41 protein-coding genes are annotated in these 21,535 nt (G+C 61.9%); all 41 read right to left on the reverse strand.

Annotated features, from left to right (window positions below; translation table 11 throughout):
• Window positions 1–239: 239 nt before the first annotated feature.
• Window positions 240–593, reverse strand: coding sequence for a hypothetical protein (locus CH274_RS13280; RefSeq protein ID WP_094658021.1), 354 nt, complete (start codon window positions 591–593; stop codon window positions 240–242).
• 164 nt (window positions 594–757) lie between these two features.
• Window positions 758–1,111: a hypothetical protein gene (locus CH274_RS13285; RefSeq protein WP_094657713.1), complete on the reverse strand. Its 354-nt coding sequence runs from the start codon at window positions 1,109–1,111 to the stop codon at window positions 758–760.
• Between the two features lie 23 nt (window positions 1,112–1,134).
• Window positions 1,135–1,488: a hypothetical protein gene (locus CH274_RS13290; protein ID WP_094657714.1), complete on the reverse strand. Its 354-nt coding sequence runs from the start codon at window positions 1,486–1,488 to the stop codon at window positions 1,135–1,137.
• Window positions 1,488–1,634, reverse strand: a complete 147-nt coding sequence (locus CH274_RS29190; RefSeq protein WP_179275731.1) for a hypothetical protein — start codon at window positions 1,632–1,634, stop codon at window positions 1,488–1,490. Before CH274_RS29190 ends, CH274_RS13290 begins: the two co-directional genes overlap by 1 nt.
• Before the next feature lie 933 nt (window positions 1,635–2,567).
• A complete protein-coding gene (locus CH274_RS13300) occupies window positions 2,568–3,314 on the reverse strand; it encodes a hypothetical protein (protein ID WP_094657716.1) in 747 nt (248 codons plus the stop codon).
• 24 nt (window positions 3,315–3,338) lie between these two features.
• Window positions 3,339–3,818 carry a DUF6221 family protein gene (locus CH274_RS13305; protein WP_094657717.1) on the reverse strand — a complete coding sequence of 160 codons (480 nt, stop codon included), beginning with the start codon at window positions 3,816–3,818 and terminating at the stop codon, window positions 3,339–3,341.
• Window positions 3,818–4,132: a hypothetical protein gene (locus CH274_RS13310; RefSeq protein ID WP_094657718.1), complete on the reverse strand. Its 315-nt coding sequence runs from the start codon at window positions 4,130–4,132 to the stop codon at window positions 3,818–3,820. Before CH274_RS13310 ends, CH274_RS13305 begins: the two co-directional genes overlap by 1 nt.
• Complete coding sequence (locus tag CH274_RS13315) at window positions 4,129–4,410, reverse strand: hypothetical protein (RefSeq protein ID WP_094657719.1); 282 nt, start codon at window positions 4,408–4,410, stop codon at window positions 4,129–4,131. Before CH274_RS13315 ends, CH274_RS13310 begins: the two co-directional genes overlap by 4 nt.
• Entirely contained in the window at window positions 4,407–5,060 is a 654-nt protein-coding gene (locus CH274_RS13320) for a metallophosphoesterase (protein WP_094657720.1), read from the reverse strand. Before CH274_RS13320 ends, CH274_RS13315 begins: the two co-directional genes overlap by 4 nt.
• Window positions 5,061–5,677: 617 nt before the next feature.
• Window positions 5,678–5,848, reverse strand: coding sequence for a hypothetical protein (locus tag CH274_RS29195; RefSeq protein ID WP_179275732.1), 171 nt, complete (start codon window positions 5,846–5,848; stop codon window positions 5,678–5,680).
• Window positions 5,849–6,080: 232 nt separating this feature from the next.
• The gene (locus tag CH274_RS13335; RefSeq protein WP_094657723.1) at window positions 6,081–6,266 is read right to left on the reverse strand and encodes a hypothetical protein; all 186 of its coding nucleotides are present in this window, start codon (window positions 6,264–6,266) and stop codon (window positions 6,081–6,083) included.
• Complete coding sequence (locus tag CH274_RS13340; protein WP_094657724.1) at window positions 6,259–6,765, reverse strand: hypothetical protein; 507 nt, start codon at window positions 6,763–6,765, stop codon at window positions 6,259–6,261. Before CH274_RS13340 ends, CH274_RS13335 begins: the two co-directional genes overlap by 8 nt.
• Window positions 6,766–6,970: 205 nt before the next feature.
• Window positions 6,971–7,216: a hypothetical protein gene (locus tag CH274_RS13350; protein WP_143546557.1), complete on the reverse strand. Its 246-nt coding sequence runs from the start codon at window positions 7,214–7,216 to the stop codon at window positions 6,971–6,973.
• A gap of 73 nt (window positions 7,217–7,289) precedes the next feature.
• Window positions 7,290–7,556, reverse strand: a complete 267-nt coding sequence (locus tag CH274_RS13355; RefSeq protein ID WP_094657727.1) for a hypothetical protein — start codon at window positions 7,554–7,556, stop codon at window positions 7,290–7,292.
• The gene (locus CH274_RS13360) at window positions 7,553–7,804 is read right to left on the reverse strand and encodes a hypothetical protein (protein ID WP_094657728.1); all 252 of its coding nucleotides are present in this window, start codon (window positions 7,802–7,804) and stop codon (window positions 7,553–7,555) included. Before CH274_RS13360 ends, CH274_RS13355 begins: the two co-directional genes overlap by 4 nt.
• Window positions 7,805–7,979: 175 nt before the next feature.
• Window positions 7,980–8,318: a hypothetical protein gene (locus CH274_RS13365; RefSeq protein WP_143546558.1), complete on the reverse strand. Its 339-nt coding sequence runs from the start codon at window positions 8,316–8,318 to the stop codon at window positions 7,980–7,982.
• A gap of 161 nt (window positions 8,319–8,479) precedes the next feature.
• A complete protein-coding gene (locus tag CH274_RS29200) occupies window positions 8,480–8,638 on the reverse strand; it encodes a hypothetical protein (RefSeq protein ID WP_179275733.1) in 159 nt (52 codons plus the stop codon).
• Window positions 8,635–9,018, reverse strand: a complete 384-nt coding sequence (locus CH274_RS13370) for a hypothetical protein (RefSeq protein ID WP_094657730.1) — start codon at window positions 9,016–9,018, stop codon at window positions 8,635–8,637. Before CH274_RS13370 ends, CH274_RS29200 begins: the two co-directional genes overlap by 4 nt.
• The gene (locus CH274_RS13375) at window positions 9,015–9,197 is read right to left on the reverse strand and encodes a hypothetical protein (protein WP_094657731.1); all 183 of its coding nucleotides are present in this window, start codon (window positions 9,195–9,197) and stop codon (window positions 9,015–9,017) included. The genes CH274_RS13370 and CH274_RS13375 overlap by 4 nt, the downstream gene beginning before the upstream one ends.
• Window positions 9,194–10,138 (reverse strand): hypothetical protein, encoded by a 945-nt coding sequence (locus CH274_RS13380; RefSeq protein WP_143546559.1) that lies wholly within the window; start codon window positions 10,136–10,138, stop codon window positions 9,194–9,196. The genes CH274_RS13375 and CH274_RS13380 overlap by 4 nt, the downstream gene beginning before the upstream one ends.
• Complete coding sequence (locus CH274_RS13385; RefSeq protein ID WP_143546560.1) at window positions 10,131–10,487, reverse strand: hypothetical protein; 357 nt, start codon at window positions 10,485–10,487, stop codon at window positions 10,131–10,133. The genes CH274_RS13380 and CH274_RS13385 overlap by 8 nt, the downstream gene beginning before the upstream one ends.
• Window positions 10,488–10,654: 167 nt before the next feature.
• Window positions 10,655–11,452 (reverse strand): hypothetical protein, encoded by a 798-nt coding sequence (locus CH274_RS13390; RefSeq protein ID WP_094657734.1) that lies wholly within the window; start codon window positions 11,450–11,452, stop codon window positions 10,655–10,657.
• Window positions 11,449–11,661, reverse strand: a complete 213-nt coding sequence (locus CH274_RS13395) for a hypothetical protein (protein WP_094657735.1) — start codon at window positions 11,659–11,661, stop codon at window positions 11,449–11,451. Before CH274_RS13395 ends, CH274_RS13390 begins: the two co-directional genes overlap by 4 nt.
• A complete protein-coding gene (locus tag CH274_RS13400) occupies window positions 11,658–11,912 on the reverse strand; it encodes a glutaredoxin domain-containing protein (RefSeq protein ID WP_094657736.1) in 255 nt (84 codons plus the stop codon). The genes CH274_RS13395 and CH274_RS13400 overlap by 4 nt, the downstream gene beginning before the upstream one ends.
• Window positions 11,909–12,307 (reverse strand): hypothetical protein, encoded by a 399-nt coding sequence (locus tag CH274_RS13405; protein WP_094657737.1) that lies wholly within the window; start codon window positions 12,305–12,307, stop codon window positions 11,909–11,911. Before CH274_RS13405 ends, CH274_RS13400 begins: the two co-directional genes overlap by 4 nt.
• A complete protein-coding gene (locus CH274_RS13410; protein ID WP_094657738.1) occupies window positions 12,304–12,828 on the reverse strand; it encodes a hypothetical protein in 525 nt (174 codons plus the stop codon). The genes CH274_RS13405 and CH274_RS13410 overlap by 4 nt, the downstream gene beginning before the upstream one ends.
• Window positions 12,825–13,037, reverse strand: coding sequence for a hypothetical protein (locus CH274_RS13415; protein WP_094657739.1), 213 nt, complete (start codon window positions 13,035–13,037; stop codon window positions 12,825–12,827). The genes CH274_RS13410 and CH274_RS13415 overlap by 4 nt, the downstream gene beginning before the upstream one ends.
• A 71-nt stretch (window positions 13,038–13,108) precedes the next feature.
• Window positions 13,109–13,477: a hypothetical protein gene (locus CH274_RS13420; protein ID WP_094657740.1), complete on the reverse strand. Its 369-nt coding sequence runs from the start codon at window positions 13,475–13,477 to the stop codon at window positions 13,109–13,111.
• Window positions 13,474–14,229, reverse strand: coding sequence for a hypothetical protein (locus CH274_RS13425; RefSeq protein ID WP_094657741.1), 756 nt, complete (start codon window positions 14,227–14,229; stop codon window positions 13,474–13,476). Before CH274_RS13425 ends, CH274_RS13420 begins: the two co-directional genes overlap by 4 nt.
• Window positions 14,226–14,582, reverse strand: a complete 357-nt coding sequence (locus CH274_RS30070; RefSeq protein WP_441346936.1) for a zinc finger domain-containing protein — start codon at window positions 14,580–14,582, stop codon at window positions 14,226–14,228. Before CH274_RS30070 ends, CH274_RS13425 begins: the two co-directional genes overlap by 4 nt.
• Entirely contained in the window at window positions 14,486–14,833 is a 348-nt protein-coding gene (locus CH274_RS13430; RefSeq protein ID WP_143546562.1) for a hypothetical protein, read from the reverse strand. Before CH274_RS13430 ends, CH274_RS30070 begins: the two co-directional genes overlap by 97 nt.
• 177 nt (window positions 14,834–15,010) lie before the next feature.
• Window positions 15,011–15,379, reverse strand: coding sequence for a hypothetical protein (locus CH274_RS13435; RefSeq protein ID WP_094657743.1), 369 nt, complete (start codon window positions 15,377–15,379; stop codon window positions 15,011–15,013).
• Entirely contained in the window at window positions 15,379–15,723 is a 345-nt protein-coding gene (locus CH274_RS13440; protein WP_094657744.1) for an HNH endonuclease, read from the reverse strand. The genes CH274_RS13435 and CH274_RS13440 overlap by 1 nt, the downstream gene beginning before the upstream one ends.
• Window positions 15,720–16,073, reverse strand: coding sequence for a DUF4326 domain-containing protein (locus CH274_RS13445; RefSeq protein WP_094657745.1), 354 nt, complete (start codon window positions 16,071–16,073; stop codon window positions 15,720–15,722). The genes CH274_RS13440 and CH274_RS13445 overlap by 4 nt, the downstream gene beginning before the upstream one ends.
• A gap of 41 nt (window positions 16,074–16,114) precedes the next feature.
• Window positions 16,115–17,347 carry a DNA-methyltransferase gene (locus CH274_RS13450; RefSeq protein ID WP_094657746.1) on the reverse strand — a complete coding sequence of 411 codons (1,233 nt, stop codon included), beginning with the start codon at window positions 17,345–17,347 and terminating at the stop codon, window positions 16,115–16,117.
• Entirely contained in the window at window positions 17,344–17,625 is a 282-nt protein-coding gene (locus CH274_RS28885; RefSeq protein WP_143546564.1) for a hypothetical protein, read from the reverse strand. Before CH274_RS28885 ends, CH274_RS13450 begins: the two co-directional genes overlap by 4 nt.
• Window positions 17,622–18,635: a DNA cytosine methyltransferase gene (locus CH274_RS13460; RefSeq protein WP_094657748.1), complete on the reverse strand. Its 1,014-nt coding sequence runs from the start codon at window positions 18,633–18,635 to the stop codon at window positions 17,622–17,624. The genes CH274_RS28885 and CH274_RS13460 overlap by 4 nt, the downstream gene beginning before the upstream one ends.
• A 163-nt stretch (window positions 18,636–18,798) precedes the next feature.
• Window positions 18,799–19,434, reverse strand: a complete 636-nt coding sequence (locus tag CH274_RS13465; protein ID WP_094657749.1) for a hypothetical protein — start codon at window positions 19,432–19,434, stop codon at window positions 18,799–18,801.
• Between the two features lie 113 nt (window positions 19,435–19,547).
• Window positions 19,548–20,630 carry an ATP-binding protein gene (locus CH274_RS13470; protein WP_094657750.1) on the reverse strand — a complete coding sequence of 361 codons (1,083 nt, stop codon included), beginning with the start codon at window positions 20,628–20,630 and terminating at the stop codon, window positions 19,548–19,550.
• Window positions 20,627–20,989: a DUF6197 family protein gene (locus CH274_RS13475; RefSeq protein WP_094657751.1), complete on the reverse strand. Its 363-nt coding sequence runs from the start codon at window positions 20,987–20,989 to the stop codon at window positions 20,627–20,629. The genes CH274_RS13470 and CH274_RS13475 overlap by 4 nt, the downstream gene beginning before the upstream one ends.
• Window positions 20,986–21,504, reverse strand: a complete 519-nt coding sequence (locus tag CH274_RS13480) for a hypothetical protein (protein ID WP_094657752.1) — start codon at window positions 21,502–21,504, stop codon at window positions 20,986–20,988. Before CH274_RS13480 ends, CH274_RS13475 begins: the two co-directional genes overlap by 4 nt.
• Between the last annotated feature and the right edge of the window lie 31 nt (window positions 21,505–21,535).

Genomic DNA, 21,535 nt, shown 5'->3' on the forward strand with positions numbered 1-21,535 from the left:
AGCACAACCCGATGATGAGGTTGCCTACCGTGTAGGTCTTGCCGACCTGCCGGGGAATCGATGCAACAACACCACCGATGGACGCCGCATACTTCCCCGACTCACGGCACCCCAACGCGACAGTTCCAAACCCCTGCTGCCACTGGTCGAATGACACTCCGACGTCGAGCAGCCTGCGGTAGACCCGCGGAAACTGGGAGGTGACAATCCCCTCGGGAATGACAAGGTGGCGCGCGACATCAGATAGCCGACGCGTCGAACCGGTCATTGATCATTCCCATCAGCAGCTCATGCTCCGGGGCCACCTCACGAAGGGCGGACTCCAAAGCACGCACTCGACCGGGCACATCATCATCACGCGCGTCGATCGCCTCGATCTCGTTCGCGATGTCCTGCAACCGCTTCGTCAACGACGCCAGATCACGCGGCGGACAATTGGGATTCGACACCGCCCCAGCAATCCGATCCCGCATCGCCACCAGCAAAGCGCGATGAGAGCCGCTCATAGCCGCCACATCCACCGACTGTCCCTCAGTGAGGGCCGGAGCCGTCTCGTCAACGGACACAGCACGTAGAGGCTTCGCAGCGGTCATCAGGGACACCTCCTAGAGAGAAGCCGTGTGGAAAAGCAGTAGAGAGAGATGGTGACTAGCCGAAGCGTTGGGAGTCATACCCCCACCCCCCTCAGCAATCCTGGGGCTCTGACCTGCGGTTATACCCCCATAGCCGGTTAGGGCTCTGACCAGGCGTTATGCGGTCAGTGGTTGGTGGATCGGAAGTCGACTACGCCGGTGTCGTCGCCCCTCAGCGCTTCGACCAGTTCGGTGTTGGTGAATGGCATCAGTTCGAGTTGCACTGTGTGGCCGAGTACCGCGAGGTTGGCTTGAGGTGACGTCAGTTGGTCCATGACCCATCGGACGTCGTTGAGGTCGTCTGGGGTGCACATGAGGTTGAGGTCGGTGAGCCCGTCGAACGGGATTGCCTCGATGGTGATGCTGTGTCCGGCCTGCATCAGGGGTGTGGCTGCTGCGACGAGTTTCATCATCACGTCGTTGCGGTGATTGTCGTCGACTTGGAGTGCTGAGAGGGATACCGCGATCTGCTCAGTCATTGGTGTCCTATCGGTCGACGATGTCACCAGGCCATGGCGCACCATTGGCTGCGGTCGTCGACCTCGGTGTCGAGTGGTGCATCAGGTGGGTTGCCTGTGACCGCTGGACGTAGGTGGTCTTTGAGTCCAGCGCCGCGGCGTTTGTTGCAGATGCCGTGCAAGAGGCGGTCGGCCTTCGTGCCGGTATGCAGTGCGCGGGAACGGGAATGGTCACCGGCGAGTGTCTGCCCATCCCAGTTGCGTGCGTCGTCGAGCCACATCGGGAGTCCGCACCACCAGCACGGTGAACCGTCAATGTGCCGGGCCTTGAGGGACTTGACCTGTTGGCGGTGCGCGTGGCCAAGTCCGCGTTGGGTGGTGGTCTTCTTGGCGGCCATCAGAACTGGGTGGGTCTGGGTACGCGTTCGAGGAGTGCATCGACTCGGTCTCGGTGGATCTGGGCGGTGACCTCGTCGCCTCGTTCTTCAGCGCCGCGGGCGAGGAGGCGAGCGTCGGTGATCTGCTCGTGCAGGGTGGGGAGCATGCCTGCACCTCGCTTACCCGCCGGTGGCGGTAGTTGCCTTTGCACTGGTCAGCGAGTTGGCCTACTCATCACCCAACGGACGATGGAGGCGATGATCTCGGCCCACAGTTCGCCGATCATGGGCAGTGCCGAGTCAGTACGACGCAGCCACTCTTGCCATGGACCCGGCAGTCCGGCACACCCAGGAGCCGTACCAACCCCGTGCGCCAGTGCATCAGAACAGGGACAGCAGCGGGATGATCAGGCCAGCGATGCCGATGATCGCCTTGCCGACAGCGAGGTACGTCGAGAACGGGTATCCGAACAGCATGACAAGTGCCCTTCTGTCAGTGGGAAGTTGAGCCCTCGATGTGGGGCTGCAGCGTTGACCTAGCGCGGGAACGCATCACAGGGCGCTTTACCGGTGAGAAGTCGCGAAGAGCCGGCGTTCACAGCGGCATCGAGGGAGTTTGGTTGGCCGCGCTCCGTGTTGACACGGACACCGCCCGGATTCCGGGTGATGCTGGGGAAGTCGCGGCCAAGAATGTGGGCGTTATTCGACGGATGTTTCCGGAAACGCGTACACGTCTGTTACCTGCGGATCAGTGTGACATAGCGTTGTTAGCTATGCAAACCTTTGCGGTGGCGTGTCGCCTGAGCGATTCGTTCGACGTCGTAGAGGTTGACGAGATGACCCCAAGGCTGGCGGGTTACAACCGGTTTGAGCAGTCCCCTGCTGATCCACTTCCGCAGCACTACCTCTGTGCGTCCCACGTGCGAGGCAGCCAGTTTCAGCGTGAGCAGTTCCGGTTCCTCGAAGTCGATCGACGGCGGATTGAGTACATATCCGGATGATTGCCTGATTGGTGCCTCTACGTCCACGGAACCCTCTTCCACCACCGCAAGGAATGAGACCCGATTATCTTAGCAACGCTAATCGTCCGTTGCTGGTCGCTATGGACGAGGACCACTCGGAAAGCGGGCTGCCAGCTCATCCCGGAACTTGTCGCTGCTGTCCTTGATCCAATCCATCAGTTGCCTCATCCGCTGCTGTTGCCCGACTGCCACCGGACGTCGTTCATGTGGCTTGAACTGAAATTGCGGCACCTTCTGCTCGCCGTCCCAATTGTCGAACTTAGTTGCGAGGCGGTCGAGGAAAGTTGCAGCTCGCGCGGTATTCGAGTTGACGACGAAGCTTCGGTGTCGGCGGACAGTCCCAGGCGTAGAGCGCACATCTGAGAGGTCCTCCTTGAAACGGTCTAGCACTCGCACTCTGTTACGAATGACGGCTATCGCGTCACGGGTCTCAATGGACCAAACCCCTCGTCCCACTTGGGCTGCCAACGTATCTACAGCGCGTCGAGCATCGTTGAGCAGTTCGCGTGATCGTGCGATGTACAGGCCAACGTCGTCGACGCTTCGCCCACCATTGAATTCGTGGTCGAGGTCGCGCAGGTTGTAGGCGATCCGGCGCGCCTCCAGTGCGAATGCTGATGCGAACCCGATCTTGCGTTCGCGGGCGCGCTCTTTCCGGTCACGATCGGCCTGCTGTTTGTCGAGTTCGCGATCATGGGCCAGCTGATCAGTGAAGAACTTGTAGGCGATAGCGAGGCCCACGATGGTTATTGCTGTCGGCACTCCCGTGTCCGCCGCCCACTCTGCGCTCCACAGTTCCGACCAGAATCTCTGCCACCCATTCATGCGGGATAGTGGACCACATCGCAATCAGTGGGTGCCCGGACTTGCGACTTCTCCTCCGTCATTCGAGTGCTGCCACAGGTATTCGGCATCGGGGTAAGGGGTCTCCTGATAGTCGGGATGATTCGAGTACACCGATGCCAGGTGCCGCAATGCTTCCTCGGCGATGCCGTCCCATCCTGGCTCAGTGCAACCGTCGGCGATCTGCTGTAGACACTCGACGGCTTTCCGTTTGGCTGCGATATCCCGCAGTATCCGAGACGGATCATGTCGGGCGATGTGCTGCACGTCCGGTTCGTCGCTCATCCACTCCGCCGATGCCGGGAACTGGCCCTGATCGAAGACACACACAGCGATCTCCTCGTGCGGCCCGCCCCGGATTGTCAGGGAGTGGCCCCGGTCTACCAGTGCCCATGGTCCCGGTGTGGCCTTCCGTGCCTCAGCTTCGTCCTCGTCGAGTCGGCGGATGATGAACTCGAATCCCGTACTTCTTCTCTGCTCGTTCACTACTCGTCCTTGATGTCGTCGAGGCTGAACACGGTGGTGTTGGCCTTCGGCGGGTCCACGACGTAGATGGCGTCGGCGGGCACCAGGGTCGAGACGGTGACGGTCACATCGGCGACCATGTCGATGGACTCGAGCATGCTCCGCACCTTCGGTTCCATGCTCCGTGAGCAGATGATCGTTTTCGGTGTGGTGGTGAGTGCTCGCCGCCACCGTTCTGTGGAGCAGTTCAGGATGAACGCCGACATCGCGGCGGCACCGTCGTTGAGCATGTCTACGGTTTCCTGCGACACCTGACCGTGTGTGTTTCCTGTCATTGCGCTGCCCGCCGTGTCTTCGCCGGCCAACGCCAGGTGCCGTGCTCGTCGCGGCGGAGACCGACTCGCCGCAGCATCGCCGCCGTGTTCTCTTCTACGACCACCCGGGCGAATTCGTATACGGCTGGTAGCTGCTCGTCAGTGATCCCCACAGCCCGGAGCTTCCTATATTCGTTCTCGGCGTGGGCTTCCCGTTCCGCCGCACGGAACCGTTGCAGCTTCATCTGTTCGTCGAACATGGCTTGCAGTTCGTCTGGCGGGCTTGAGGGCTCAGTCATGCTGTTGCCCCTTCCGTGTTGGCGGCAATGATGTCGGCGATCTCGTCGAGATGCACAAGGCGGTTCCATGCATCCCATCCGACGTGGACATGTCTGCACCGAGGAGAGCTGGAGACGAGTTCCGCTCCCCGCCATGTTTCGACCGGAGCGGCCGAGGGCGCGAACGCTTCAGGACTGTGAGTGTGCCCGTGCAGGAGCCACTCCCCCTGATCCCGCAGGCGGTACTGGACACCACGGTCGTTCTCGCTGTGGTCGCCCTCGTAGGGGAAGTGGGACAGCAGGACTGGTTGTCCTGCGATCTTCCGGCGGGCGAACAGCTGCACCGACGCGATGTAGTCCAGGAACACGCGTTGCCGAGTGTGGCTGTTCCTGTTGGCCATCGGGTGGCATGAATCGTGGTTGCCTGCGATGAGATGTATCTCGAAGCCGCCCTGTTCACCGAGTGACGCCAGGCGGGTCAGCGCGACGCCTTCAGCTGCCGTACCCCCGGCCGTCAGATCACCCAGGATCCACAATTGGTCACCAGGCTTCACGGTCTCCTCGATCGACTCGAAGATCACCGCATCGTGCTCTGCCGTCCTGTCGAACCCACGAGACTCGGCGACCTTAAGATGCCCGAAATGGGTATCAGCCGTAAACCAGACGCTCATGCGATTCCCTGCCTGTTCGGTTGGTTGCGGTTCTTTCGGGGACGGCGTGATCGATTGACGTCGTTAGCCCACATCGGTGGAGTGGTGGACGGTTTCGGAATCCGCGGTTGCGATGTGCAGTCAGGCTCGCAATTGATCCACCCGCGGCCTGGAAATGGGTCGTCCGGGATGGGCCACACCGGCGCTGCGGGAGTGAACTCACGAATGAAATCGCATTCGTCCATCAGGGCGGCACGTGTAACGGGATCGAGTCCAAGGGCGTCGAGGCTGCCCTGTTCATCGAAATCAAATGCAGGGTATGCCACCTTCTGCCACACGAAGAATCGATGCTGCCTGATCGGATCCCGCACGGGGATCGGGTCGCGAGGGAACTCGTAAGGACCGACCGGTGCACCCGGGAGATAAGTAGTTGGGGCGGTCAGGCGCTGGATTAACATGAATATCGCTTGCCGTTCGCGGGCCCACTGTCGGCTGCCCATGCCCTCGCGTATGCGATGTCCAGAGCGTGATCGGCCTCGAGGAACGCAACATAGCGCCTGTTGCATTCGGCGACACCGTTCGCGATCCGGTTTGCGCACTCCCGGATCGCCTGCTCCACAGTCACAGGATTGAAGACGTCAGGCATCGGGTCCCCAATCCCCAACGTTGCGGCGGCGGACAGGATCGGTCGAAGGTGAGGGAAGGTGATACCCGACTGCGGGGGTGTAGTCGGCGATGCGTTCCGCCTCCAACTTGTCCGCCAACTCCTTCGCCTCCGCCGCCAGCTTCGCCAAGTGTTGCCGTTCCATACGCGACAACCCTCGCCCCTCCCGGACAGCACGCTGCCGGATACGTAACTCCTCGATATGGATGTCGTACGCCCGATCGGTCACAATACCTCCAACATTCGACGTTCAGGACTACCTGGTGCGTAACCTTGCGCACGGTCTGCATCCGACTCCTGCAACGCGTGGCGCAGGAGGTAGCAGGCAGCTGCGATGACTGTGGCACCGACTGCGGCGATAGTGATGAGGTGAAGGGTCACGGTATTGCCTCGCCGACTGCTGTTCGGTGCCAGCGCTCGTGGTGGTCTAGGTGCTCTCCCATGACCATTGCAACGCATCGGGGGCACATCCACAGCACGAGCGGAGGCATTGCCACGCCGTGATCGTCGACACCGCCGGCGATCGTCAGGCGGCGGGCCCACGGCAGGTCGAGTTCACTCATGGGCTCTCCCCTCCCCCTGGTCGAGGGCACTGCGGAGCTTCTGCGCGTAGAACCACCCGTTGGAGCCAATCGGCGCACATGCGGCCATCTCCGTAAGCACTGCCCGAACTGTCGCGATAGTTCCTTTCGCTTCTTCTAGTTCGCGGTACACCGGGAAGTCAGTGCGGGTGATGATGTCGATACGGCCAGGAATCGTGACGGTGGTGAATCCTGTTGCGGCCCCGGCTGTTCCTTCTGGGTGGATGGTCATGTCGGTGACGTGTTTGGCGGCGTCCTGGAGCCGGGTGATGGTCGTGTCCCGATCCCGCAACGCAAAGATGAGGCCGTCAACAACATCAGGCGACACAGCGCCCACGAAATCCCCGACAGGTCCGCCGAGCAACCCCACGAGATTCTCTGTCCACTCACCTGTGCCACCGAATGGCCAGCCTGGACGGAACGTGTCTTCCCTCGCCAATGCTGCTAGTGCTGCGATGCGGTCGTACTCGTCGGGGGTCATGATTCGACTACCGATAGACCCGGAGTGTGCCCTGCGCAGAAAACCGAGCAGGGCTGACCGTGTGGCTCAGCGTTGTACCCGTACGGCTCGATCTCGCACGTGTTTTTCCCGCGGAAGTTGCCGGGGTGGAACCATGCTTGCCCGTTCGCGTGCGGTGCGATCTCGATACCACAGTGCTTGCATTTCAACCCGCGCTCGGTGGGGCTCATCGCATGTTCTTTCCGTCGCAGAGTCCGGTGACGTGTCGGTGGAACAGATGAATAGGGGAGAACCGGAAACGAATGCAGGCGGGGCAGACCATCCAGTCCTGCAGTAACCGCGGCTTCAGCACCCCGACATTCCTCGTGCTGTGCTCGTAATCCCACTCGGCCGCGGTCTTGGCTTTCGGGTCGAACTCACCGCAGCGGAAAAACGCAATCAGGATGAAGATTGCGAGATTGCCTGCGCTCATTTGACGGACCGCCCTTTGCACCCGCATCGGATCGGTTCAAGCGGTGGATCGTTGATGACGGCATGTAGATATCTCATGGCTTCTCCCCCTCAGCGGCAGCAGGATTGGGTCGGTGTTCTCGACCGAGCCGGTTGGCGGTGGCCAGCAGTAGCGAGTTCTCGACGATGCTGTAGCCGGCGTCCGTCAGCACCTCGGCCAGTGCGTCGAATGCGAGTGAAACGCCTTCCCGGAAGTCCTCAGAGTGGTAAATCCCTCTACCTGCAACTGCCTCGAATGCCGCGCGTTTGGCCAGTACCAACACGTTGTCGGGGATGATGTGTGTGGGGTTCACTGCGCTCACAACACCACCCCCGAAACGAGTAGCGGGCAGTTGCGGTGCGGCGAAGCGTGATAGTCCGCTGTGCAGTAATCCGGCTCGACATCCTCGTGACGGACCTTCGCCCAAGTGCCCTGGCCCTTTTCGTTCGTGCGGCGCACTTCGAGCCAGCCGTTCTTGAACACGCGCGATAACCGCATCGGGAACATGCCACCCCACATCACGCCCTCTTTCAGGCGCACATCGTGACCTTGCTCAGGGGTGTAGCTCATAGTGTCTCCTGTGGGTCGAGGGCAGCGCGGAGGCCGCGTAGGCAGAGTTGGAACGCCGAGCGCATGTCGTCGCCCAACGGTTCTCGCGAGAGACCGTCGATGGCGTCGACTTCGGCTCGTACTCGTGCGATGGTGTTGTCCCGTTCCCGCAACACAGCCAACAACGCCGGAATGTCTACGCGGGCATGAGCAATGAACTCGCCGTCAGCGTGATCCTCTTCGATACGTGCGAGGCCTGTTGCCGTGATGTCGAAGCGGTCCAGGTCGAACTCAGGCCTCCCGCAGCGCGAGCAGCGGCGAGGAAAATGGCACCCTGGCGAGCGACATCAGCGACGGAAACCGAATGCTCGAAGTCGTCACGCAGGATGATTTCGTTCGCCTCGGGCCACGTCTGTACCGTTTGAAGCGGCCCGTCCCATACCTGCGTCTGAGTGCCGTCTGCCCACTCGAAGAACTCGCCCGTCTCCAAAGGCACGATGGCGATGTCGGGGAGGGCAGCAACCACAGACGCCACATGCGCCGGGTACGGCGAACCGTTCGCCCAAGGTCGCCGCGATTTCCACCCACAGCCGCAGTCGAACTCCAAGACCTCCGTATCGGGGCCAGTGCTCACGATGCGCGCGCCACCTTCGCAATGCTCTGCGAGTGCGGCCGCGATACGGGACTCCACCGCGCTCACGATTCACCCCGAGCTGCACGCCCCAGGGCAGCGAATGCGGCAATCATCTTTCGGCCCGCGATGACCGCACGCATACCCACAACCGCTATCCGCACATCGGGCAGACCCAACAGCTTCCGCTGCTCGTCGTACGTCATCGCCGCGTAGGTCTTCACTTGACATCCACATCAGGGATGAGCGTCGACGGGTTCACAACGACCCGGTACTGATCGACACTCACCGTCGCGGGGTCGAGCTGATCAACCTTGTACGTGGTGACCGCGTTCAACCCAACGAAGTTCTTGACGATGCCCATCGGGCTCTGGCAGGTGACCTCGAGCTGTGCGGGTTCGGCTTCGATGTTGCATCGGCCGGTGATGACTTGGAGGAAGTCGCCGGTGACGTTGTTGATTGTGGTTATCTCCCGGGCAATCTCGAAGTTGGCGGCGGCGGTCGAGATGTTCTCCGACGCGACGTCGGCGGTGTTCTGACTGCCGCAACCGGCGAGCACGATGGCTGCGGCGACGGTGGCGATAGCAATTCTCTTGGCGGTCATGATTCTCCTGATGTCCGGGTGGTGGTGCCGGTGGTCTTGTCCGTGTAGCTGTCGGTGATGGTGTACACGGCGGTGGTGCCGTCCAAGTCCTGAAATCCGACCTTGTCGCCCTTGTTCAGGTCGAGAAGGTCGCCGTATGGCCTACCGGAAACAGTTGCGTAACTGCCTGTTTCCTTCATGCGCGTCTCTTCATCTTATCGTTAGATTGTCTCACGAGTCGACCCCATTCCGCATCGGAAACCGTTGCGCGGCAGGAAGAATCACGACATTGCACCAACAACGGTGGCGCATAGTTCAACCGTTGGACGGTCGCCAACACCGGAGACCCATCCGCGTACCGTTTCGTCCGCTCCACCAGCTTCGACGAACGCGACACCGACCCATCCGAATTGATCACCCGCTCGTAGACATTCACTGTCTCCGTGACCTCGACAGGCTTGCCGTTCTTCAGCAACGGTTCCGTCGAGTACTTCGGGGCGAACGCCGGCGTGAACACCACAAGTGTGGTGTGACCACATTCGGGGCATTCGATGCCCTTCGCTGGTTTCGGGCGTTCCTCGTACGGCCACCGCGCCAGATTCGTTGCCCTTTGATCGCACAGTTCCGACGTGAAATCCTCGACCCAGTCGTGGGTGGCGATGACATCGATGCGCTCAAGCATCCACCGGGAGACCGAATCGACGGTGGCGATACCGTCCGATCGCATCCCCTGTACTCGCATCTCACCATCCGTCGAGTCGGCTGACGCCAACACCTTCCACGTGTTCGACATATCCGGTGCCGGCTGACCAATGGACTCCGCTGTGTACTCGGCCCACGAACACAGAAGACCGAGGGTTTCGTCGGCGGCGTCGACGGCGGCCGCGGAGATCGGCAACTTCGATGCGGCCTTCATCGGCGCGGTCTTCTCGAAATCACCCTTCACGGGTTCGAGTTGCTCCCGCATCCATGCGACAGCTTTCGGTGTTGTCGCGACGATCTCCCGCAACCTGGCGAGGTGGCCGTGGCACAGGTAGCTGGTGCCATCGTTCGCGCCCCTGCGTGGCTCCGTGTAATCCCACACCACATTGCCGTTGTCCAGAGTGTGGCGGTGCGGCAGCAAGCAATTTCGGTCAGCCATTCGTGTCCCCCTCCACAACAGGCGCGGCGGTGAACCATGGCGGTATGTCGCCGGTCCGATGCATGTACTGCCCGGCCGTTTCGTTCACATCCACCGGCTCCTCATGGGTAGCCGAAACAGCACCAGCGACTGGCGGGTTGGGCCACGGCATCAGTTCGAGATCGAGATTGCAGGTCTCGCAGTACGCCCGCCACGAATACCGGCGGTCGTCGTTGTCACGCATGTCGTAATCGTTCCGCTCCCATGCGACCGTCTCCTTGCACTGAGGGCAATCGTCGACTTCCCGGCTCGGGCCGATCATCTCGCGGATCTCGGCGTTCGAGACGATGCTGTGTCCGTGGGCAGCCAATGCTTCAACGACATGCGCAGCGTGGAGTTCGATGGACTGCTTGTGTGTCCCAACGAGGTGCTCGGACCAACCGCAGTAGCAGTACGCCCGATCCCAAACAGTGCTGTGATCCTGGCCCCGATACCGATGCTCCGCAATGATGGTTTCGGGCTTCGCAATATCAGACATCACTTACCCCACCCTCTATTCAGTTCCGCTGCGGCCCAATCGGTCCAGGTGACGTTGGTGCCGGGCACATGCTCGACGGCGTAGGCGGTGTGCTGTGTGCGGGGCGGGTTGCCGTAGGGCACGAGATACCCGAGCAATCCGGCGGCGGCCGCGGTGTAAGAACCGCCGCGGAGGCGTGCGAGCCAGTCCGTCGACCGCAACCCGTCGAGCCTCTTGAACGGATCAGATTCGTTGAGCTCGAGCGCTGCGTACGGCGACACTCCCGCTGCAATGCGGCGGGCCGGGCTGAACCGGTCAGCGCAGCAGATGATGTCCCGCGGATTCGCGAGCTCGTACACGACTGTGTTCGCCGGCCACTTCCCATGCGACGAATGCAGCCCGAAGCCCGGGGCGGGCACGATCGAATCTCCCGCAGCACGAGCCGGATTGGCGATGTTCACCACGAACGCGATGTCGAGCTTCGACCCGTTCCTGTTCAGCCACTCTCCCCGCTCGACCCGCTCGAGGAAACGGGACGCGACGATGCCACCGAGACTGTACGAGATGATGCCGGCGCGGTTCGGTGAGTTCAGGACCTGCCTCGCGAGGTCCTGGACGCCGATCTCGACGCACTGGTCCATCGGCACCCCGCGACCGTCCGATGCACCGATACGACCAATGGTGGCCGGGTAGTTCACATCGAACAGTCGAAACTTCTCAGGGTTCAGCTTGCGGGTGACAAGCCCGCACATGTCGTTCCGAGGGCCGGGCGCATTTCCGGTGCCGCGGGCGACGTACGTGTCGATGACGACGCTCATAATGCCTCTTCCATTGCCGCGTAGATGTCGTCGATCAGGACCGTTCTGGGGCTGTGCACCGTTCCGTCGATCACCTCGGCGTTGTCGCACAATGCCCGCACCCGAGCGAGCGCCAACCGCGTCAACGCCAACTCGTGTTTCAGACCGTCGATCTCATGCACCGTCGTGACAATGGTGCGTTCGCATCGCTGTTCGTGTTCGATGCTCATGCTGGTCGCACCGCAATCGACGCTAGGGCTTTGATCTTGTTTTCGCGGTGGTCACTCCACCGGTCCACACCGTCGGGCAGTTCGACTTCCACGACGGGTGTCGACTTGAAGCCGAGGGTCTTGAGGTGTTCCGCGGCCGTCGCGTCTTCTGAGACGTCGATGTCGGTGAACGGGACGTTCGCTTTCGTCAGTGCACGTTTCGTGGCTCGGCACGGCATGCAGTGCGGTGACGAGTAGACGGTGACCTTCATTCGGGTAGCTCCCTCGGGGAATCGAGAACAGTGATTTCGAGCCACATTCCGGGATTCCCGGACTTGTGGAGCACTACTTCGGGTTTCGACATCAGCTCGGGGATGTCGTCGGCGACTAGGCCGTGGTCCTGAGCCAATGAGTCGTAAATCGGCTTTGCGGTTGCTGCAACGTTGTCCGAGTCGCGGCGGCCCCTGTCTGCGGGCCGGTAGTGGACTTCGACGACTGCGTGCGGGACACCCGTCGGTAGCTTCGCGGCTTTCGCGAGCCACGCCACCGTCTGCCGGATCTCCCTGATGGTTCGGGCCTTTGCATACATCGCTCCCGCACTGGCACCGGAGTCGTTCAGGGACAGTGGAGGTCTCGCCCACGGCAGCTTCATGACGATCGAACTCATGGCTGAGCTACCGCAGTGGGTGTGCCGCCCCGCCACCCGCATTCAGTGAGAGCACCGATAATGTCCGGGCCCTGCCAGCCCTGCTCGATGGGCTTCATGATCTTCGACGCGAACGGACGCCCCGACCACAAGATGGGTCCATGCTTGCCGTTGACCTTGTCCAGGTTCGAGCGGGTCACCTCAGCAGCAGTGGTCTTCGAGCCGTCACTGCCCGCGGTCTCCAACGCCCCACCGTGCGCGACGACCGTGATGTCATGGAACGCGTCGATAGCTTCCGGAAGGTCGAAGGTACCGGCATCGATTGCGTCCTGAATGACGATGTCGGCTTCGTCGCCGTGTGCGCATTCCATGTAGTCGTACAGGTCCTTGAATCCGGCGGCCTGCACGAGCTCGGTCACTTCCTCGACCAGCAGCTTCAGGCGTTGAGTGACGACGGCAGCCGGCGGGATTGTCGGGACCACGGGAATGGGATGTCTCGCGGCCCGCAGGAACTGCTCGGTGCCGTCCAGCAGGTTGGTCATCGCTTCACCACCGCGGTGACGAACGCGACGACGGCAACGAACATGATCACGATGAGGAACAGCGCGAACGCGCCCCACAGTGGTGCAGTGACGGCCCACCATGACCACGTGATGACCCCCGTCAGCTTCAAGACGAGGAACACCAGGAACAGTGCCCCGGTGAAGCCGATACCTGTTGAGCGTGAACTGGACTGAGATGTAGTGCTCATGAAATCTCCTTTGAGTTAGTGGGATTTAAATGTGGGGCGAGCGGACGCGGGTACGGACTGAGCCGAGGAGGTCATCGCTCTCCTGCGATGGATGCGAGGCGCGCTCGCGCCTTCTCGAGTTCCCATTCGGCGTTCCGGATGGATGCCTCCGCTTTGCGGGCCTCAGCGATTGCCGCACCCTCATCAGTCCCCCGAACAGGCACGACGCCGTTCAGTGCGTTGACGCATCGAGCCACGAACTCGGCATCGTCCCGGGACCGTAGGTTCGATGCGAATGGATGACCGTGGTCGTCGACCACGCACCAGCCGTTGCCGCACGGCGACGAAACCCGGACCTCGTCTGGTCCCGTGAAGATCCGCTCGCCGCCCGATGTGAATCGCGGCTGATCATCGGAGACGAATGCGGTCAGGTCGACGGTCAGAGTTTTCTTCTCGGTCATTTCCCCTCCTCGGGGTGTAGCAGTTGAGGCTGAATTCGATTGGTGGCGTTCGGGCCCGGCTCGCAATGGCGGGGCCGTGGGACGCAGCAGCCGGAGCAGATCGACCACAGCCGATGCCGTGCGGTTGGTCCCGGGCAATCACCCTCGCGACTGCACTCGTACGTCCCGTCGCCGTGATTGACGAGATCACCGCCGCAGTGAAAGCGAAGTGGCCGGTCCGGATACTCGCGTGACCACTTCTGCTCGTACTCGTACGCGCCCCAGAAGCATTTGCTACGGAGGTGGAACGTGACGGGTGGCCCGAGGATCGCGACGACGTTCTCCTGCCACGTCACTGACTGCTGACGATGAGTGACGACTTCTTCGCAGGCCGGGCACACGCCGACCGTCTCGAAACGAGTCGCATTCTCGGCCGACTTCGCTGCCGTCTCCGTCGCGACGATCTCCCGGCACGGCGTGAGATCACCGCACTTCACGCAGATCGGGTAATGCTCACCAAGGATCGGCCACCGCATACCGACGACCCGGCCGTGGATGTCTTCGTCCATCGCGGTCCGCCACGTATCGAGATGGGCGGGGCGAAGGTGGAGCATGTAGGGCTTGTGCCAGGTCGATTCACCTTCTCGGAGTGGTGAGTCTCGGATTTCCATGACGCGCCACGGCTTGAAGTCGTGGCCGATGATGTCGCCGACATCCGGCCGGGCCTTCGCAGCACCGTGCTTGGCTCCGTCCGGCCACCATGTTCTGCTCATTGGTCCTCCATCGGATGAAGTGGTTCGGTGATGTCGCGCTCGGATACGTCGGAATCGAGCTGTGTGAGGCCGTCGCTGACGAACGACCCCATCCCGGTATCCGAGTGACAATCGGCTGCGTCGTAACGTTCAGCGGCCTTCATGCGAGCAAGGCACGGGAGCCGCCTCCGCTCCCCCGTAGACCACACACACGGCGTACGGGCCGCGGCATGGCATGTCGGGCAGGGAACGATCTCGGCGTCACGCCGAGCCGCCGTCACGGCTTTGCCTCGAACAGCGAGCACGCTGGCCACCACGAACGCATATCCGGTCCTGTCGACTGCACGTCGATCCGGATCGCCGCCTTCTTGCACTTGAGGAACGAGCCCTGAAAGTCCCCGGTCTTCGAGTACAGGTGAGCGCAGTCCCTGCAACGCAGGCCCTCACCGTCACGGTTCTCCGCAGCATCCCTGTGCAGTCGCATCCGAGTCCCCGGATTCATCCCAGCAGCGATGAGTTCGAGATTCTTCGCCGTCCGTTTCGCATCGTGACCCATGCCCGCATACCGATCTTCGACAGGAACGACTGCAGCAGGATCGACATCGAACAGACCTGGTTCGCTCATCGCTCCCACCCCGGCAGAGAAATTCTTGCTACGCGGGTGCGCACGTTGCTGAAGTGAGACGAAGAGATTTTCGGTGAGTGGCTCTTACGTAAAGTCCCGTTCCGTCCCGTGCACACCACGACAGCACCGCCCAAGCACCTGCTTGTAAGCACTGCCAGGTAAGCACTGCTCAAGCACTCACTCGTCTTTCCAACAGCCACAGTTGATTCCATGATTTTTGATGCACCCGCCCTTCCTCGCTCGTTGCCTTCGCTTCTGCCGTTCCTCGTCGTCGAGCTGGTATTCCTCCCAGCCGTGAATTCGCCAACCCGCTGCATCGATGTGCCACAGTTCGGCCTTGACGAGATCGGTCACGTCCATCGCGCGACCAGGAAGGACACGTAAAGCGACCTTCGGAATGTGCCCACCGGTGCCGTGTTTCCCCGCGTAACACATCGCCGCAAGGTGCAGAACGACCGCCTGATGCTTCTTCTCCGACAACATTTCGAGGATCTTCGGGTGCGAAAACGTGTCGGTATCGAGTCGAATCCATGGAAGTCCGGCCATCAGTCGGCCTCCTTCGGTGGCGACTCGATGCCACCGTGCTTCGTGAAAAACATGAACCGGCCCCCGACCCACACCGCCACGTCTTCCGGATTGTGCTGCTGCCGAACCAGATAGCCGAGGCGATACGACTCGTCGCGGTTGCTCTCGACGGTCGCGTGACACGGCGAGCACAGGGCCAGTCCGTTCGACGGGTACGCGGTCTCAGGGCGGCGAGTACCTCCACTGCCCCGCGGCCGCCGGTGGTGGAACTGCTGGATCGGTGCGTTTCCGCAGATCTCGCAGACCCCCATTGCTCGGGCTTCGATGATGAGACGGGTGTCGTTGGTGAACGCGCCGGGCCTCATGACACGAACCTGTTGGCGTAGTCGAGCAGCACGTCTGCATGGCAGGACTGGTTGGCGCTGCACCAGCAGGCGAGATTTCGACCCCGCAGCGGTTCCAACCATGCTGTGAGCCGGTCGCCTTCATCGCGTGCCCTGACCTGCATCAGTGTCTCGAAACGACGCACCACCTCTGACTGTTCGATCGGATGACTCGACGAGACGTACAGCGCGATCGGTACATCGGACCCGATGTGGCCCCACGTACCGCGGGCTACCGACCACGGCGGACCGACGAGGCTCCTTCCATCCATCACCCGAAATGGGTTGCCCCACCGGCTCGGACGACCGACATAGAATGTGTTTTCGGGCATCGTCCAGCCCTTCGTACGCTTACGTTGGATCCGCTGCGGGCTCACTGGATACCTCCGAAGTCGAACCCGACCTCGATCGGCTTGGACAAGCGAGCAACAATCAGCGGCAGATAGTCCGCCTCCCGCTCGATCGCGATACAGCGCATGTGCTCGTGCACGCACGCCTCAGCCGTCGTCCCCGAACCTGCGAACGGCTCCAGCACAACACCATTCGGAGGTGTTACGAGTCGGACCAGCCAACGCATCAGGTCGAGCGGCTTCACTGTCGGATGCTGAACGTCGTCGACAGACGGACGCTCACTGGCGGGTGCTTTCGCCTCGTAGCGGAAGGTGGGGAAGAACCTTGATGCGCCGCCGGTGTCGCCGTAGCCGGACCAGGCGGCCCGGTCGTAGTGCCCATAGATGCCGTTGTCACCAGTAGCTGATTGCTCGTCACCACTAACGTTCCCGCCGGCCGCGCGAGTGCCACTCTGCCGATCAAGCTCGTCTACTTGCGATTCATCGAGAGTGACATTCATAGGCCAGCGACCGGACACCTCCGATTCGACACCCACTGACGACGTGAGCGTTTCGCGATAGCCCTGTTCGACACGTGATACCCGGTGCAGAGAGCTTGCGGACCCGGCCGGATTCGTGCGCTGTTCGGTACCCACCCGACACGCATCAATGTTGAGAGCACCAGTGCCGTGTGCCAACACGTTCATCGCTACGGTTCCCGCAAGCTTTTTGCGGCCAACAACGATCGGCTCGAAGGCAGGCTTGAGTGCGGTCCCCAAACCTCCTGGCAGGTTCAATGACTTTGGGAACCCGGAGCCGTAGAGCCACGCGATCGAGTCCCGAATCTCGAAACCTGAGTCCTCGACGGCGGCGGCGAGGCGATGCCAGGTTCGCGAGCCACCGAAGGACACGAGATGTCCGCCGGGCTTGAGAACGCGTAGGCATTCGGTCGCCCACCCCTCGCACCACTCTTGAAACTCTCGCCCACCGCGAACCGGACCCGCGATGATGGCTTCATTTCCGTAAGCGGACGACGAGCGGGCTTTGGTTCGCCCAGGTCGAGATGCACTTTCTGGGCCCAGTGATCGACGTGTTTCACGATCACGCAACGCCGCCTCCCGAATGGCTGCACCGTCCCACTCCTTGCCCATGAACGAGATCCCGTATGGCGGATCCGTCACAACGGAGTCGACCGAGCAATCTTCGAGCGTGCGCAGAACATCAAGACAGTCGCCGTGATGCAGAGTGACTACGTCGTCGACATAGTGGATCGTCATGGGCGGACCTTCCGGAACAGTTCCCGGAAGCGTGGGAACGGCTTACCGCAGTCCGCACACACGGCACGGCCACTGACCGACTGTGCGACCATCGCCGTCCACGCCTTGTGGCCGGCGACGACGTGATCGACGCACACACGCACCCGGATCCACTCGCGTTCCGACTGATCGAGCAGGCAGCCGTGGATGTCGGCGACGTGCTCGGCTGGTTTCGTGCAGCGCGGGGTGCCGACCATGCCCTGAGGGAGCTCGCACGTTGGAGGAACGGACTTAGTCATGCCGCCACCGCCTGAGCGAGGAGTGATAAATACGCGGCGACGGCTTGCGGTGGGCAGACACCGTTACCGATCGCCTTGAGCTGATGCGCTCGCGAAATCGGCACGCTGGTGACATGGCCGGCCGGGACGCCCATCATCCATTCAGCGAACGCAGCATTCAGTCGCGCTCGTCCGTTCGAGTTCAGCTCGGTCGGGCTCGGCGCGGGTCGAGTTAGCCGTTCCCAACGCCGAACAGCGGGGGCATAGTTTCCCCACTCAACTCCGACACTGCATCGAGCAGCGTCGTCCCCGAGTGATGCTTCGAGTTCGGATTGCTCCGGTTCGCTGTCCGGTTCCTTGTGTCCTTCGAGTCCGTCGAAACCGGGGTTGGGAAGTGAACGGATACAGCTGAAATCGGAGGACTCTTCCTGCGCGCTTGAGCAGGGTTGTCCCGTTCCTTGTCTGCGTCGCTCGCCGTGGGCGTCGGTAGTGCCTTCAGTTCCTTCGTCAGGTTCCGGGCGTGTCCATTCCCGGTATCCGGCTGCGTCACCGGGGTTGGTAACAAGGATGAAGACACGCTCTCGGTGATGAGGGGCACCGATGTCGGAAGCTCGAATGCTTGTCCATCGGACATGCATCCCGTCCTCGGCCAAGTCTCCGAGTACTCGATCGAACCCCAAAGTCCGATGCCCGGCCACATTTTCCAGGAGTGTGAACCGTGGTCGTAGGTGGCGAATTGCCTCCCGGACATACGGCCAGAGGTGTCGTTCATCGTCGGCCCCTTTGCGTTGTCCCGCTGTAGAGAATGGCTGGCACGGGTAGCCACCGGTGAGGATGTCGACGGGTGGCATTGCGGCCCAGTCGACTTCGGTGACATCCCGCAAATTTGGGACTGTCGGCCAGTGATGGCTCAGGATCTTCGACGGGGCATCGTCCCACTCGCAGAACCATTCCCGCGTATTGCCGGGGAACAATTCGTCGACGGCGAGACCGAGACCGTCGTAGCCGCTGAACAGTGAGCCGGTCTTCATGGTCGCTCCCTGTTCGCGGCCAGCTCTGCAGCCCGCTCCCGCAACCGATCCGAACGCTCCTGCTCCCGATCCCACTCCGACAAATTCGCCGGCACACGATCCTTCCACCGGGCCGCGTAATGCCCGCCATCCATCGGCTGCTCGAACTCATCAATCCGTCTCGTCATGCCGCCACACCCTTCTCAAGATTCGAATAACGTTCTGCCGTACGGGGACTGATATGTGCCATATCCGCGGCCGCATTCACCGACATGCCGGACTCGCGGAGCATGAAGAACGCGGCCTTCCGCTCCTCGCGGGTCGCATTCGTCGGCTGGCCAGCCATCAGCCGCTCCACCACCACCGGATCCGGAAGCCCCGATTCCTCCGGTGCCGAGGGCACCTCGAACGGGTCGTCGATATCTGTCCACTCAAACGGGTGCACCCACCCCTTGCGGATGGCCCGCTGCCGAGCAATCTCCGAACCGCCATCGATGCCTAGGCGGTTGAACACATCACGAACCGCGACATGGGTCTCCCACAACACAGCCCCCGTCGAGCACCTCACCCTCGACAGAGACGACCAAGACATCCCCACCTCGGTGGCGATCTGCTCCAACGTGTAACCGATACGCGCCAGACCCTGCAGACGGCGCACCGAACCCACGGCCAGCACATACGCTTGATGCTTCGACGGACGCCCATCAACCGCCAACACTGCAGCGGCATAGCCCCTTCGGGTCGACGGCTGTCCTGACTTGTACAGGCTGATCTGGGTATCGGTGATCCCAGCAGCCCGGGCGATCATCGCGATCGACATCCCGACCGATTCCAACCGCGCAATGTGTTCACGGACCGCAGTGGTATCGACTAGGTCGGCTCGGGAGCTGCGACGGATTCGAGAAACAGGGAATCCCAGCCCTTCTCCGCGCATCACTTCACCCCCCGGTAATGCTGAGTGAGCGCCTTGATCGCGACGTGGTCTTCGGTGGTCTCCAGATCGGTGCCGGTGTCAGCCAAGAACTTGTTGACGGCATCGCCCCATGCGATTCCCTTGAACTGCAACGACGCAGCGAGTGCGGCTCGTGCCTCACCGGCCGGCGTCGCAGGTTCCTGCACGGGATTCGAGGGAGCCTTCTTCGCGGCCTCCCTCAGCGCCAGACCGCGGGCCTTCACGAGCTCACCGAGAACAGTCGGGGTGTCATGCTCGTCGACCGTCGGTGCCGACAACAGCTGCAGCCCCTCGAGATCCCGGTACAGCTGCAGCAACCGGTCCGGATCGTTCTCTGCCAACGCAGCTTCGCGATACTCGCCAACAGTGAGACCGGACAGCCCGTCCTCGAGCCATGCACGGATCTCGGCGGCCAACTCCAGACCGGGCTCCTGAATGGAGCGCTTCGCCAAAGATGACAGGCGAGTCTTCGAGATCGTCAGCGTGTTGTTGAGATCCAGGTCACCAACCACGTCGAATTCGTATTCAACTCCGTCACGCTGGATCGGCTTCAAACCGACCTTGACCGGAACTTTCTTGCCGCGGTCGTTCTCCTCGACGGCGTATTCCACCTTGGATCGGAGAGTCACTATGAGGTGCCCAGGGAAGGACAGGAGCGCGTCGATCATGCGGCGTTCGTCCGGCCGCGCCTCCTTCCATCCAGAGAATGTGTTCGATCCTGACTTGCGGCGGTCGACCTGCTCGAGCATCCCGTCTGTGCCCTCCCAGTAGTGAGACCACGAATCGAGGATCAGGACATCGAAACCTTCACCAGACGCGGCACCGAGAATCTCGACGAGAGACTTCGGCGAGTACGAGACAGCGTTGAATCTCTTGAACTGCCAGCCGTTCTCGCCGACGTACTTCGATGCCGAGCCACGTTCTGTGTCGACGACGACGACGTTCTTTCCCAGCCCGAACGCCAGCGACAGCGCTGTGTACGTCTTGCCCGATCCGGGAGGGCCAGCGAGCGCAATGCGCGCCTTCGCTTCGGCCTTGGTTGCGTCCTCGAATTCGATCTTCATGCGGCCACCCGCTTCGACGCGGTGCGCAGAGCATCGGCGACTTCCTGCTGAGTCCGATCCGGTTTCGCGTTCCACTCCACCAACGAGCCGCCGGGCATCATCAGTGAGTTGACGGGCAGGCCGGTGACGACGGATTCCACGACAGCGATAGCGTCTGTGACCGCCCAGTCGTCACCGTCGGGGCCGTTGAAGTCGTCGGGCTCGTCCCGGTCGGCTTGGTAGGTGAATGTTCCGCCTGCTGCGAGGACGATCGCGCCGATTGTGCAGAGACGGCCGTCGGCGGTCTGGTAGTGGATGGTCGAGTGGCCTTTGCGGTCGATGAGATCGGCGGCGTCGGCGAGGATCTGAGAGGTGATCATGCTGCGTCACCTGGCTCTGGTCGAGTCTCGATCGCCAACACGTCCACGAGGTCGAGTTCGCCGGACTGCCACATCCCACGCACGAGCGGAACCAGATTCTTCGACGGCGTGAACCGTGCCGACGCCGGCCGTGCCGCAGGAACGACGACATCGATGCCAGGCTTCTGCGGCTCCCCCGCCTTATGAGCGGCCAACGCCGCGGCTTCCAGATCCTTGCGTGCCCATTCCTTGATCACGTACCGCACCTCGACGGCATCCTCGTTCTCCTCGAGGAGCCACGGCAGGATCTCCTCGTCCCGCAGTTCGGGTTTCGGTTTCGGCTGCGTCGGTTTCGGGACCGTCGCGTAGCCGAGCTCCTCCCGGGTCTCGGGATCCGCGGACGTGTACAGGTACTCGGTGCCGCGCGGCAGGTCGGCCTGCAGTGCTTTCTTCGCCGCGTTGATCGCCTCGTCTGCGATCTGCTTCACCGCGGTCCCCGCCGCGATGGTCCGCAACAACTTCTGTCGATCGTTCACAACTGCTCCTCGGAAATGCTCTGAGTAGGAA

It is taken from the genome of Rhodococcus sp. 06-418-5 (assembly GCF_002258285.1).
In the GTDB taxonomy this organism is placed as follows: domain Bacteria; phylum Actinomycetota; class Actinomycetes; order Mycobacteriales; family Mycobacteriaceae; genus Rhodococcoides.

Excerpts from the sequence above, each read along its gene's own strand:
- CH274_RS13445 (WP_094657745.1), bottom strand. The coding sequence starts at position 16,073 with ATGCCCGAAAACACATTCTATGTCGGTCGTCCGAGCCGGTGGGGCAAC.
- CH274_RS13310 (WP_094657718.1), bottom strand. The coding sequence starts at position 4,132 with ATGACAGGAAACACACACGGTCAGGTGTCGCAGGAAACCGTAGACATG.
- CH274_RS29195 (WP_179275732.1), bottom strand. The coding sequence starts at position 5,848 with ATGGAACGGCAACACTTGGCGAAGCTGGCGGCGGAGGCGAAGGAGTTG.
- CH274_RS13475 (WP_094657751.1), bottom strand. The coding sequence starts at position 20,989 with ATGATCACCTCTCAGATCCTCGCCGACGCCGCCGATCTCATCGACCGC.
- CH274_RS13280 (WP_094658021.1), bottom strand. The coding sequence starts at position 593 with ATGACCGCTGCGAAGCCTCTACGTGCTGTGTCCGTTGACGAGACGGCT.
- CH274_RS13430 (WP_143546562.1), bottom strand. The coding sequence starts at position 14,833 with ATGAGCGAACCAGGTCTGTTCGATGTCGATCCTGCTGCAGTCGTTCCT.
- CH274_RS13380 (WP_143546559.1), bottom strand. The coding sequence starts at position 10,138 with ATGGCTGACCGAAATTGCTTGCTGCCGCACCGCCACACTCTGGACAAC.
- CH274_RS13435 (WP_094657743.1), bottom strand. The coding sequence starts at position 15,379 with ATGGCCGGACTTCCATGGATTCGACTCGATACCGACACGTTTTCGCAC.
- CH274_RS28885 (WP_143546564.1), bottom strand. The coding sequence starts at position 17,625 with ATGACTAAGTCCGTTCCTCCAACGTGCGAGCTCCCTCAGGGCATGGTC.
- CH274_RS13370 (WP_094657730.1), bottom strand. The coding sequence starts at position 9,018 with ATGACCGCCAAGAGAATTGCTATCGCCACCGTCGCCGCAGCCATCGTG.
- CH274_RS29190 (WP_179275731.1), bottom strand. The coding sequence starts at position 1,634 with ATGCTCCCCACCCTGCACGAGCAGATCACCGACGCTCGCCTCCTCGCC.
- CH274_RS13450 (WP_094657746.1), bottom strand. The coding sequence starts at position 17,347 with ATGACGATCCACTATGTCGACGACGTAGTCACTCTGCATCACGGCGAC.
- CH274_RS13340 (WP_094657724.1), bottom strand. The coding sequence starts at position 6,765 with ATGACCCCCGACGAGTACGACCGCATCGCAGCACTAGCAGCATTGGCG.
- CH274_RS13375 (WP_094657731.1), bottom strand. The coding sequence starts at position 9,197 with ATGAAGGAAACAGGCAGTTACGCAACTGTTTCCGGTAGGCCATACGGC.
- CH274_RS13440 (WP_094657744.1), bottom strand. The coding sequence starts at position 15,723 with ATGAGGCCCGGCGCGTTCACCAACGACACCCGTCTCATCATCGAAGCC.
- CH274_RS13395 (WP_094657735.1), bottom strand. The coding sequence starts at position 11,661 with ATGAGCATCGAACACGAACAGCGATGCGAACGCACCATTGTCACGACG.
- CH274_RS13460 (WP_094657748.1), bottom strand. The coding sequence starts at position 18,635 with ATGAAGACCGGCTCACTGTTCAGCGGCTACGACGGTCTCGGTCTCGCC.
- CH274_RS13470 (WP_094657750.1), bottom strand. The coding sequence starts at position 20,630 with ATGAAGATCGAATTCGAGGACGCAACCAAGGCCGAAGCGAAGGCGCGC.
- CH274_RS13315 (WP_094657719.1), bottom strand. The coding sequence starts at position 4,410 with ATGACTGAGCCCTCAAGCCCGCCAGACGAACTGCAAGCCATGTTCGAC.
- CH274_RS13300 (WP_094657716.1), bottom strand. The coding sequence starts at position 3,314 with ATGAATGGGTGGCAGAGATTCTGGTCGGAACTGTGGAGCGCAGAGTGG.
- CH274_RS13465 (WP_094657749.1), bottom strand. The coding sequence starts at position 19,434 with ATGTCGATCGCGATGATCGCCCGGGCTGCTGGGATCACCGATACCCAG.
- CH274_RS13285 (WP_094657713.1), bottom strand. The coding sequence starts at position 1,111 with ATGACTGAGCAGATCGCGGTATCCCTCTCAGCACTCCAAGTCGACGAC.
- CH274_RS13410 (WP_094657738.1), bottom strand. The coding sequence starts at position 12,828 with ATGACCAACCTGCTGGACGGCACCGAGCAGTTCCTGCGGGCCGCGAGA.
- CH274_RS13360 (WP_094657728.1), bottom strand. The coding sequence starts at position 7,804 with ATGAGCTACACCCCTGAGCAAGGTCACGATGTGCGCCTGAAAGAGGGC.
- CH274_RS13335 (WP_094657723.1), bottom strand. The coding sequence starts at position 6,266 with ATGAGTGAACTCGACCTGCCGTGGGCCCGCCGCCTGACGATCGCCGGC.
- CH274_RS13405 (WP_094657737.1), bottom strand. The coding sequence starts at position 12,307 with ATGAGTTCGATCGTCATGAAGCTGCCGTGGGCGAGACCTCCACTGTCC.
- CH274_RS13425 (WP_094657741.1), bottom strand. The coding sequence starts at position 14,229 with ATGAGCAGAACATGGTGGCCGGACGGAGCCAAGCACGGTGCTGCGAAG.
- CH274_RS13350 (WP_143546557.1), bottom strand. The coding sequence starts at position 7,216 with ATGAGCGCAGGCAATCTCGCAATCTTCATCCTGATTGCGTTTTTCCGC.
- CH274_RS13420 (WP_094657740.1), bottom strand. The coding sequence starts at position 13,477 with ATGACCGAGAAGAAAACTCTGACCGTCGACCTGACCGCATTCGTCTCC.
- CH274_RS13320 (WP_094657720.1), bottom strand. The coding sequence starts at position 5,060 with ATGAGCGTCTGGTTTACGGCTGATACCCATTTCGGGCATCTTAAGGTC.
- CH274_RS13400 (WP_094657736.1), bottom strand. The coding sequence starts at position 11,912 with ATGAAGGTCACCGTCTACTCGTCACCGCACTGCATGCCGTGCCGAGCC.
- CH274_RS13390 (WP_094657734.1), bottom strand. The coding sequence starts at position 11,452 with ATGAGCGTCGTCATCGACACGTACGTCGCCCGCGGCACCGGAAATGCG.
- CH274_RS13415 (WP_094657739.1), bottom strand. The coding sequence starts at position 13,037 with ATGAGCACTACATCTCAGTCCAGTTCACGCTCAACAGGTATCGGCTTC.
- CH274_RS13290 (WP_094657714.1), bottom strand. The coding sequence starts at position 1,488 with ATGGCCGCCAAGAAGACCACCACCCAACGCGGACTTGGCCACGCGCAC.